Annotated in this window: 9 protein-coding genes and 2 pseudogenes; 8 read left to right on the plus strand and 3 right to left on the minus strand. The window is 42.4% G+C overall.

The window, feature by feature from the left end; translation table 11 throughout:
- Nucleotides 1-17 precede the first annotated feature (17 nt).
- Entirely contained in the window at nt 18-305 is a 288-nt protein-coding gene (locus BLO31_RS03260; protein ID WP_139158922.1) for a hypothetical protein, read from the plus strand.
- A 61-nt stretch (nt 306-366) separates the two neighbouring features.
- On the opposite strand, the gene BLO31_RS03265 is transcribed toward BLO31_RS03260, so the two are convergent.
- The 3 genes from BLO31_RS03265 to BLO31_RS03275 all read right to left on the minus strand — a co-directional run bounded on the left by BLO31_RS03265 (nt 367) and on the right by BLO31_RS03275 (nt 2684).
- Nucleotides 367-1158: a hypothetical protein gene (locus tag BLO31_RS03265; RefSeq protein WP_070962867.1), complete on the minus strand. Its 792-nt coding sequence runs from the start codon at nt 1156-1158 to the stop codon at nt 367-369.
- Between the two features lie 66 nt (nt 1159-1224).
- On the minus strand, nt 1225-1431 hold the full coding sequence (locus BLO31_RS03270; protein WP_139158923.1) for a hypothetical protein: 207 nt from the start codon (nt 1429-1431) through the stop codon (nt 1225-1227).
- 173 nt (nt 1432-1604) lie between these two features.
- The gene (locus tag BLO31_RS03275; RefSeq protein WP_070962869.1) at nt 1605-2684 is read right to left on the minus strand and encodes a site-specific integrase; all 1080 of its coding nucleotides are present in this window, start codon (nt 2682-2684) and stop codon (nt 1605-1607) included.
- A gap of 117 nt (nt 2685-2801) precedes the next feature.
- Here BLO31_RS03275 and dusA point away from each other — a divergent pair.
- The 7 genes and pseudogenes from dusA (at nt 2802) to BLO31_RS03310 (ending at nt 9816) form a co-directional block, all read left to right on the plus strand.
- A pseudogene (gene dusA / locus BLO31_RS03280) lies at nt 2802-3805 on the plus strand (tRNA dihydrouridine(20/20a) synthase DusA).
- Between the two features lie 162 nt (nt 3806-3967).
- On the plus strand, nt 3968-4177 hold the full coding sequence (pspG, locus tag BLO31_RS03285; protein ID WP_070962870.1) for an envelope stress response protein PspG: 210 nt from the start codon (nt 3968-3970) through the stop codon (nt 4175-4177).
- Between the two features lie 96 nt (nt 4178-4273).
- The gene (locus BLO31_RS03290) at nt 4274-4936 is read left to right on the plus strand and encodes a TIGR04219 family outer membrane beta-barrel protein (protein ID WP_070962871.1); all 663 of its coding nucleotides are present in this window, start codon (nt 4274-4276) and stop codon (nt 4934-4936) included.
- 198 nt (nt 4937-5134) lie between these two features.
- The gene (locus BLO31_RS03295) at nt 5135-5365 is read left to right on the plus strand and encodes a hypothetical protein (RefSeq protein WP_070962872.1); all 231 of its coding nucleotides are present in this window, start codon (nt 5135-5137) and stop codon (nt 5363-5365) included.
- Nucleotides 5366-5479: 114 nt separating this feature from the next.
- Nucleotides 5480-7329: pseudogene (locus tag BLO31_RS03300) on the plus strand (assimilatory sulfite reductase (NADPH) flavoprotein subunit).
- Nucleotides 7329-9047 (plus strand): assimilatory sulfite reductase (NADPH) hemoprotein subunit, encoded by a 1719-nt coding sequence (gene cysI, locus BLO31_RS03305; RefSeq protein WP_070962873.1) that lies wholly within the window; start codon nt 7329-7331, stop codon nt 9045-9047. Before BLO31_RS03300 ends, cysI begins: the two are co-directional and overlap by 1 nt.
- Nucleotides 9040-9816, plus strand: coding sequence for a phosphoadenylyl-sulfate reductase (locus BLO31_RS03310; protein ID WP_070962874.1), 777 nt, complete (start codon nt 9040-9042; stop codon nt 9814-9816). Before cysI ends, BLO31_RS03310 begins: the two co-directional genes overlap by 8 nt.
- The last annotated feature ends 499 nt before the right edge of the window (nt 9817-10315 follow it).

Here is a 10315-nt window from a genome sequence, read left to right on the forward strand (position 1 = left end):
GTGTGATGGCCTAATTTGTGTGTTACTCAAAAATGGTGACACCAAACGAATGCCTTTTGGTGGGTTTTTTAGATGCCGATAACATCATCGGCCTACAACGACTAAAGATACTGTATATCACTGGTCTATGTACCGAAGACGAAGGCTTAGAAGTGGCTTGCACCATTCCAAAAAATCACTACGTAGTTGGCGCGTACATGGATAGAAAAGTCTATTTGTTGTCGTACAAAGGAGAGGTCAAACATCATCTTGTAAAATCGGTGTCTGACCTAGACGGCAAGAATAATGTGTGTCGGTTGTTTTAGCAAGAAACCTAAAACTAGTTCGTAATATTTTGACTTCTTAACTTTATTGCAAGCTCAGTTATTACACATCGTTACTGAAGTAGTATGAGTCTCCTTGAGTAAAATCAGCATTTTTTTCAGCTTTCTTGAAGTCTGGATATTTTTCGAGGTCATGCAAATGGGCATGAACAATCTCTCTCAGTGGAAGAGTTACGGTAAATGCTTCTAAATTGACCTCTTTGATTGTTTCGTCTTCGACATCGTGAAGAATATCTTTATATGGTGTTACAAGGTTCAGTTTTAGTGTTGAGCTTTCACGATACCCACTTAACAACGGAAGAATATGGACGTCATTAAAAGGTTTTGCATATATTTCAGTGACATATCCTATGTACACTTTCCTATCCGACATAGTGAATAAAATTGGTAATGCAAATTCGTATGAACGAAAGAACAACTGATTAAACTCTGGACTTTCTCCATCTTCTGCGAACTCTTCCAAAAACACGTAATCTTTGTAATCGGGGTCGAATCTGTATGTGATCAGTGGAGTTGCTATGCATATCGCTACTGAAATTGCACATAGGTCAAAAAGGGTTGCACCTATATGTGATGAATTTAGGTTTAATATTTCATTTAAAACGAAATCTCCTAAAGAAAAGCTCCTACTTAGTAAGCATAAGATCAAGTCAAAAATAGCGTAGACAACAACCGACAACCCGCAAACCGAAAAGCCAGCTATCGCAGATATCAAGAATGTGTGGTAGCCATTACTTCTTTTTAGAAAATAGTGATATCGATGAATACTATTTAGTAGGTAGTATCCTGCCATACACAAAACTAGAACGAATAGGAGAGAAAATGGTTTAGGCATGTTGATTTCCTATCAATCACACACAAAAAGAGGTGCTGAATGCACCTCTCGAATGTTTTTGTTAAGTCACGTCCTTCGGACAGCTTGTTTTGCAGCTTTGACTTGTGCTTTTACTTTACTACTGGCCCTAAACGAGTTGTAATCCATCACAACTAAATCTGGGTTTTTCATTTTAGGCTTTATCAGATAGTTCTGCGTTTTACCTTCTTTCTTTGCGCTAGGTAAACCCAGAATCATTCTAATTAAATTACCCATAGTTAGACTCCATTTCATATCCCCCTCTCCTCAGCGTTCAAATAAACACTTTCAGGGGTGACGCTTCAGCCGGGTATGGATGCTACCAGACAAAATAAAGCGCCACAACAATATAATGATAGCATTTTGTTCGATATGTCTAGTAAGTAATCAAAATTTACGTTAAGTTTTTGTTAAATTTGATTCGGCTTCTAATTTTTGCCAGCTTGCTTTTCATGCAACTTATGCGGGAACAATTGCGTGTATACCTGCCAAAGCACATTCAAATTCCTGTGGCCAGTCACCTGCGCTACCTCTTCACTAGAGTAACCTTTCTCAAATAGCCGACTTGCACCTTCTCGTCTCAAGTCGTGATACCGTAGATCTTGGATTCCTAATTCATTGCGGACTCTTTGAAACCCAGTACTTACGCTGCGCGGGTTAAATGGGAAAATTCGCTCACCACGCTTCGGTTGTGTTACCGCAATATCAAAAGATTCACCTAGTAAAGGCACCAACATATGATTACCGGCTTTTTTCCGTGGATCCTTTCTATCTCTAACGACTACTGTTTTATTCTCCTTATCTAAGTCATCCCAACGAATGGAGCACACCTCACCAATACGCATACAAGTAAGAATGCTGAACTCTAGAATGTCGACAAAAGGAATACGAGTTGGACCGTTTGGCCGGAAGCTTTGCCGTTTTTCCAACCCCTTTCGAAGCTTTTCTAATTCAATGGTCGTGGGTCGTCGCGTTCGTTTTTGGCTTTTGCCTATTAGTCTCATATCGATAAGAACGGGTACCGCTTCTTCAAACACTTGGTAGTTTGCAGCGATATTGAATACCGGTTTTGCTTTCTTCATCACCGAACGCAGATAAGCCACATCATGATAAATAGTGGCACCGCCAGCCCCTGTAGATTTACGATTTCTACAATGCTCAATGAGATCACTCGTTTTAAGGCTGTTTGAATCAATGTTCGCAATATCGCAGTCGCGTAAAAGCTGAATCACATAACGTTTGGTTCGTCCGGTATTCGCCCATAAATCTCTGTCACTCATAAACATATCGAGCAGTTCTCCTAGGGAGACTGTTTTCTTTTGATTAAGTGCACCTTCGGCCTCTAGTTCGGCCACTCTTTTTAGACCATAGGACTTGGCGAGTGCTTTCTTTTTTAGAGTTTTGCATTCCCTGTGTATAATGCGCGAAGATTTTTTTACGACTATTGTTACCTTGAATCGGGATTCACCATTTTTGAGCTTTCGAGTTTCTATATAGTAGCTTGCCATTCGTCCTACTCTTTTAGGGAGACTATAGGGGGACTGCTAAAAGGAATTAGACGCCATTCTAGGTAATTCGCTGTACTTTTGAACAGCATTAAAAAAGTATGAATATTGAGATAAACCATGACCACCACTGACATCACCCAGAAATACGCCGCTAACCGTTTTTCCATCGCTCCTATGCTCGATTGGACGGATAGACATTGTCGTTACTTCCACAGGTTACTGACGAATGAAACCCTACTGTATACCGAGATGGTAACGACCGGTGCGATCATTCATGGAAAGGGGGATTTCCTAGCGTACAATCAAGAAGAGCATCCAGTTGCTTTGCAGCTTGGTGGGTCAAACCCCCAAGATTTAGCAATATGTGCAAAGCTTGCTCAAGAGCGTGGTTATGACGAGATTAACCTTAACGTGGGTTGTCCCTCTGATCGAGTTCAGAATGGCCGATTTGGTGCTTGCCTTATGGCGGAACCACAGCTGGTGGCGGATTGTGTTGCAGCGATGCGTGAAGTGGTAGATGTACCGGTAACAGTGAAAACCCGCATAGGTATTGATGATCAAGACTCTTACGAGTTTCTGACAGATTTCGTGACGATAGTGTCTGAAAAAGGCGGCTGTGAGCAATTTACGATCCATGCGAGAAAAGCGTGGTTGTCGGGTTTGAGTCCGAAAGAGAATCGAGAAATCCCACCTTTGGATTATCCACGCGCGTATCAGTTGAAGAACGATTTCTCTCACCTAAGTATTGCGGTAAATGGTGGTGTAAAAACACTGGATGAATCTTTGCAGCACTTGAACCACCTTGATGGCGTGATGGTTGGTCGCGAAGCTATCAAAACCCATATATTCTAGCAGAGGTTGATCAGCGTATCTTTGGTAAAGAGAAGCCAGTTGTTAAACGCAGTGATGTTGTGAAAGCGATGTATCCCTATATCGAAGAGCAACTTTCAAAGGGAGCATACTTAGGTCATATTACTCGCCATATGCTGGGGTTATTCCAGAATATGCCTGGTGCAAGACAGTGGCGTAGATATATAAGTGAAAATGCCCACAAGCCGGGATCTGGTATTGAAGTGGTCGAAACTGCACTGGCCAAAATTCCGAAAGAGCTGGGTGTGTAAAAAATACCATTAACATGGTTAATTTCGCCTCTCTTGAAGAGGCGTTTTTGTTTTTATAGTACTGAGGTTTAATTATTTTTAATTAAATCAGTGATTTATGTGGGTGGAGAAAGTTGGCAAGCTTTCTGCAATATCTCCAAAAGATAAAAAAGGAGATAAACTATGTTAGAACTGATCTTTGTACTGGTTTTTGTTGCGACTCTACTCGTTACTGGGCTTACTATGTTCACAGTATTTGCAGCAACAGGCTTGGCACTATTGGTCATGTTGCTATTGGGTATGGCTGGCGCAGTGCTAAAATTAATTCCTTGGCTAATTGTAATCGCAGTTGGTATCTGGTTCTTTAAGAACGTAGTGCACAGCGCTCGTTAAGAGAACTTAATTAGCGATTAACCTATGTGCATATTGTGCTACTATTTCTTTCACTTTTGTTTTTCAAAGCAGTGAAAAAACAGGGAGCGATATAAAATGGTTAGATTCGCACTATTAGCTTCAATGTCAGCAGTTACTTTGTTAAGCGCCACATTCGCTAGGGCAGAAATGTCTTGGAATGGAAAAGTGGGTGCTGACTTTTGGTTTGCTGAAACGAAAGTAGACAATGTGCACCGAGATAATGGAGGCTCCCCCGTTATTTACGCCGCTATCGAGCAAGATCTCCGCTTTGTTCCTCATGTCAGTGTTCGTTCCACTTGGGTGGAGGCAAAATACACTGCGTTTGATAAGTACGACTTTACCTTTTACTACAATCTATTGGATCGGGAGCTGATGACTTTCGATGCCGGACTGACATTAACAAGCTATCAAAACAGCCACTATTTAGATAAAGACAACGGCAATACTCGTTTGGACTTTGATGAGCTGACTCATAACTGGTATGCCTACGCTGAAATTTATGTGCCTAAAACAAATTTAGATATCATCGGTCAGTTTGACTTCGGTAATAGCAAAGGGATAAAAAGCGCCGATGTGTTGGCAGGTATGCAGTATTTGGTCAACCTGGATAAAAGTACTCTTGCTTTAAGAGGGGGGTACAGGGTAATTGATTTAGAATTTAGTAATCCGACACCGAGCAAAGATATTGCCTATGTCTTTGTAAATGGATGGTTTTTAGGCGGTGAATGGCGTTACTAAGACTCACAGCACTCATTGATACTAACGAAGCTCAATCGTAGCGTTTCCCTTCTTTTCTTCTTTATAGAACCATCAACTATTTGTCACTTTTTCGTTTCTTAGTCCATGCTTTATTAAGCGAAGTTATGCCTTTATGACATTCGTTTTGAAATATTTGTACCGAAATCACCTTCGGAAGAGCATTGGGAATGGAATCTTATGACGATTAACGAACTAAGAAGTCTTTACCGAGATAACCAATTAGTGGAAGCCATTATTGAGCCGTCAGCAGAAGAAGGGAGTTGGATCGTAGAGTTCCGTCACGCAAGGGGTGGCTTCGTATTGCTTACAGATGCACATGGTGAAGAGTGCCACTATATAGACCTCGACCAAGCGTCAAAATCAGCTATGGCGGTAGGCTTTAAACAGGTGAGAGTGGAAGACGTTTAATCAGAAAAGCGTTTTTTTAATCCCAAATGTTATAAAACATTCTCTTCTATTCTTTCTTGTTATTAGAGAGAGTGGTTAATCTATCGTCACGCAATGAATAGGGATGTCGTGACTATGTCTTCTCAAAAGAAAGTGTCGTCTAACACTACGCCACCAGAGCTTGCCGGACTGGCAAGCCCACTGAATGACCAACAATTTGGTCAACTACAACAAACAGTATCGGAACTTTCACCTCAGCAAATCGCTTGGGTGAGTGGTTATTTTTGGGGATTAGCTAATTCTCAGCCTGCGGCAGCATCTGCCCCAATTAATCAAGCTGCAGCGGCAGTGGCAGCAAAACCTGCGGGCAAGCTAAGTATTATATTTGCCTCGCAAACAGGTAACGCTAAAGGTGTTGCGGAAGCATTAGAACAAGAAGCCAAGCAGCAAGGTATCGAAGTACAACTTTTTGATGCGAGTGATTACAAAGGTAAAAACCTTGCGAAAGAAACGCATGTCATCGTGGTTGCCTCGACGAATGGCGAAGGTGAAGCACCTGATAACGCCATCGAATTGCATGAATTCTTGCAATCAAAGAAAGCTCCGAAGCTACCCAACTTGCAATACGGTGTGATAGGCCTTGGTGATTCAAGTTATGAGTTCTTCTGTCAAACAGGTAAAGACTTTGACGAGTACTTGTCTAAACTCGGTGCAACTTCATTTATCGACCGAATTGATTGTGATGTTGATTACGAAGCACCAGCAGCCGAGTGGCGTGCAAACGCGCTAGCTAAGGTAAAAGAAGCGTTATCAGCCGGTAATGAAGCGGAAGTTGTTCAACTACCGGTGGGACAAGCGGCAGCGGGGCACTCACAATACACGAAACAAAACCCATACACGGCAACGCTATTAACCAGCCAAAAAATTACGGGGCGTGATTCTGGCAAAGATGTTCGCCATATCGAAATCGATCTAGATGAGTCTGGAATTACTTATCAGCCAGGTGATGCATTAGGCGTTTGGTTTGAAAATAGCTCAGACCTCGCGAATGCGATTCTTGCGAAAGTAGGTTTGTCTGGTGTAGAGAGTGTAGAAGTAGATGGCGAGAGTCTCTCCGTTCACAGCGCCCTCGTAAGTAAATATGAAATTACAGCATCTAACCCTCAGTTGGTAGAGAAATTCTCAGTACTGTCAGGCAGCAAAAAGCTTCAAAAGCTGGTGGAAGAAAAAGACAAACTGCGCGAATACGCAGGCAACACACAGGTTATCGATGTACTGTCGGAGAAGAAAACCAAGCTATCAGCAGAAGAGCTCGTAGGTTTACTGCGCCGTCTTACTCCACGCTTGTATTCTATTGCATCTAGCCAAACTGAAGTCGATGAAGAAGTTCATTTAACCGTTGGTGTTGTAGAGTATGGCCAAGGTGAAGAAAAACGTTTTGGTGGCGCTTCAAGCTTCCTATCACATCGCCTAGAAGAAGGTGGTGAAGTCAAAGTGTTTGTTGAGAACAACAACAACTTCAAATTACCTGAAGATGACAACACACCAGTGATCATGATTGGACCAGGTACTGGTATCGCACCGTTCAGAAGCTTTATCCAAGAGCGTGACAACCGAGATGCGGAAGGCAAAAACTGGTTGTTCTTTGGCGATCGAACTTTCACGCAAGACTTCCTCTATCAAGTTGAATGGCAAAAGTACCTTAAGCAAGGCATTTTGGATCGCTTGATGTGGCATTCAGCCGCGATCAGCATGAAAAAGTTTACGTTCAACACCGCATTCTAGAGCAAGCAGAGCAAGTGTGGCAGTGGATACAAGAAGGCGCATACCTCTATGTGTGTGGGGATGCAACACGTATGGCTAAAGATGTTCACGAAGCACTAGTCGAAGTGGCAGAGCAACAAGGAAAAATGTCACGCGATGATGCAGAAGAATTTATCAACAACCTTCGCAAAGCAAAACGTTATCAAAGGGATGTGTACTAATGAGCGACAAACAAGAAGTATTGGGTGAAGTATTAGGACCTCTATCTGATAACGAGCGCCTAAAACGAGAAAGTAACTTTTTACGCGGCACCATTGAGACAGATCTCAAAGATCGTATAACAGGTGGATTTAATGGCGATAATTTCCAGTTGATTCGATTCCACGGGATGTATCAGCAGGACGATCGAGATTTCCGTAACGAACGAGCTAAGCAGAAACTAGAACCACTGCACAATGTGATGTTCCGCGCACGCATGCCGGGTGGGGTAATAACCCCAACTCAGTGGTTGGCAATTGATAAATTTGCATCAGAGAACACCTCGTATGGAAGTATTCGTCTAACAACCCGACAAACATTCCAGTTCCACGGTGTGCTTAAGCCCAACATTAAGTTTATGCACCAAACGCTAAATAAAATTGGCATTGATGGTATTGCTACTGCAGGTGATGTTAACCGTAACGTCTTATGTACTAGTAACCCAGTAGAGTCAAAGTTCCATCAAGAAGCGTATGAGTGGGCGAAGAAGATCAGTGAACACCTACTGCCCAAAACACGGGCTTACGCCGAAATTTGGTTAGATGGTGAAAAATTAGAAACAACAGATAAAGAACCAATTTTAGGCAGTAACTACTTGCCACGCAAATTCAAAACAACGGTAGTGATCCCTCCACAAAATGATGTGGATGTGCATGCCAATGATTTGAACTTTGTTGCGATTGCGGAAGATGGAAAGCTGGTGGGCTTTAACGTATTAGTCGGTGGTGGTCTAGCAATGACACATGGCGATACCGCGACCTACCCACGACGAGCTGATGATTTTGGATTTATCCCAGCAGACAAAACATTAGACGTAGCCGCAGCAGTAGTCACGACCCAACGCGATTGGGGCAATCGCTCAAATCGTAAGAATGCAAAAACTAAGTACACATTAGACCGCGTTGGTATAGATGTGTTTAAAGCCGAAGTTGAAAAGCGCGCAGGCGTTAAGTTCGCTGATAGCCGTCCTTATGAGTTTACTGGGCGAGGAGACCGTATCGGTTGGGTTGAAGGAATCGATGGTAAACACCACCTTACCCTGTTTATCGAAAACGGCCGTTTGTTAGATTACCCAGGTAAACCACTTAAGAGTGGTGTTGCAGAAATCGCTAAAATCCACAAAGGCGACTTCCGCATGACTGCGAACCAAAACCTAATCATTGCGGGTGTGAGTAAGACTAACAAAGCTAAGATTGAGAAAATCGCTCGAGATCACGGCTTGATTGATGACGGAGTTAGTGAACAGCGCAAGAACTCAATGGCTTGTGTTGCGTTCCCAACCTGTCCGCTAGCGATGGCAGAAGCAGAACGTTTCTTACCGGAGTTTGTTACAGACGTAGAAGGCATTCTAGAAAAGCATGATTTACCAAAAGATGACAACATCATTTTGAGAGTCACTGGGTGTCCAAATGGCTGTGGTCGAGCGATGCTGGCAGAAATTGGCTTAGTCGGCAAAGCTCCTGGCCGTTACAACTTGCACCTAGGAGGTAATCGTTCAGGTACTAGAGTTCCTAAGATGTACAAAGAGAACATTACTGAACAGCAAATCCTACAAGAGATTGACTCGCTTGTTGAACGTTGGGCCAATGAAAGAGAATCCGGCGAAGGATTTGGTGATTTCACCATTCGAGCTGGGATTATTGAAGAAGTGATCATCTCAAAGAGGGATTTCTATGCTTAATTCCATCGCTTCGCGCTTGGAGTTAGAAGAGCTTAAAACATTGACCAAGGCGCAGCAAAGTCTACGCCTTGCGGAAATCAATGTAGAGCTTGAATCACTCACAGCGCAAGAGCGCGTAAAATGGGCGCTTGAAAACCTAGAAGGTACACACATCATATCGTCGAGTTTCGGTATACAAGCCGCTCTAATGTTGCACCTTGTTACCGAACAGAAACCAGATATTCCTGTTGTTTTGACAGATACCGGCTATTTGTTTGATGAAACTTATCGATTTATTGATGAGCTTAAAGACAAGCTATCACTCAACCTAAAAGTGTACCGAGCAAAAGAGAGCCCTCAGTGGCAAGAAGCTCGTTACGGAAAACTGTGGGAGCAAGGTGTCGAAGGGATCAAGCAATACAACAAACTCAACAAAGTTGAACCAATGCGTCGCGCACTGGATGAGCTGAATGTAGGAACTTGGTTTTCAGGTTTAAGACGAGAACAGTCAGAATCACGAGCTGGCTTGCCTATTCTTTCCATTCAAAATGGCGTATTCAAATTTTTACCCGTTTTAGATTGGACAAATAAAGAGGTGCATTACTACCTCGAACAACATGGTTTAACTTACCACCCACTATGGGATGAAGGTTACTTATCCGTAGGTGATACTCATACTACACGTAAGTGGGAACCAGGTATGAAAGAAGAAGAAACGCGTTTCTTCGGCCTAAAAAGAGAATGTGGCCTTCACGAAGAAGATAACGAGCAAGATGGTTCAGGTATCTAAACTTTCTTAAAAGCTATAGTAAAGAAAAGTCGCAGGTGCGGCTTTTCTGCTTTGTACTATGCTTAAATTTCGGCTCAAATTTAACAACTCTGTGGATAACCTGTTTGATAGCTTTGACTAAATAGGGATAAATAAGCCTTTGAGTGAAGTTTCGCCTGTTAGACGTTATTTTTCCATTTTTTCTTAAATAGTACTTGCCAATGTGATGGTGATCTCTATAATGCCACCTCGCTGACACGGCAAGGTTTTCTAAAGTAAAACAAGCCAGTTAGCAGGCCAGTAAGAAAAATGAAATAAATTTGAAAAAGTGTTTGACACTCTCAGTTATCTCGTTAGAATGGCCGCCTCTTCCCAAGTGACTTAGGTCACAAAGAAGAACGCTCTTTAACAATGTAAACCTATCAATCTGTGTGGGCACTCGTTGATGATAATCCAATTAGAAGCAATAGCTTCAAATTAGGTTTCAATGAAACGAAGTGACCAACGAGTCGTAAGATTC

This window comes from Vibrio sonorensis, assembly GCF_001854765.1.
Lineage (GTDB): Bacteria > Pseudomonadota > Gammaproteobacteria > Enterobacterales > Vibrionaceae > Vibrio > Vibrio sonorensis.

Excerpts from the sequence above, each read along its gene's own strand:
- BLO31_RS03290 (WP_070962871.1), top strand. The coding sequence starts at position 4,274 with ATGGTTAGATTCGCACTATTAGCTTCAATGTCAGCAGTTACTTTGTTA.
- BLO31_RS03295 (WP_070962872.1), top strand. The coding sequence starts at position 5,135 with ATGACGATTAACGAACTAAGAAGTCTTTACCGAGATAACCAATTAGTG.
- BLO31_RS03270 (WP_139158923.1), bottom strand. The coding sequence starts at position 1,431 with ATGAAATGGAGTCTAACTATGGGTAATTTAATTAGAATGATTCTGGGT.
- BLO31_RS03275 (WP_070962869.1), bottom strand. The coding sequence starts at position 2,684 with ATGGCAAGCTACTATATAGAAACTCGAAAGCTCAAAAATGGTGAATCC.
- BLO31_RS03265 (WP_070962867.1), bottom strand. The coding sequence starts at position 1,158 with ATGCCTAAACCATTTTCTCTCCTATTCGTTCTAGTTTTGTGTATGGCA.
- pspG (WP_070962870.1), top strand. The coding sequence starts at position 3,968 with ATGTTAGAACTGATCTTTGTACTGGTTTTTGTTGCGACTCTACTCGTT.
- cysI (WP_070962873.1), top strand. The coding sequence starts at position 7,329 with ATGAGCGACAAACAAGAAGTATTGGGTGAAGTATTAGGACCTCTATCT.
- BLO31_RS03310 (WP_070962874.1), top strand. The coding sequence starts at position 9,040 with ATGCTTAATTCCATCGCTTCGCGCTTGGAGTTAGAAGAGCTTAAAACA.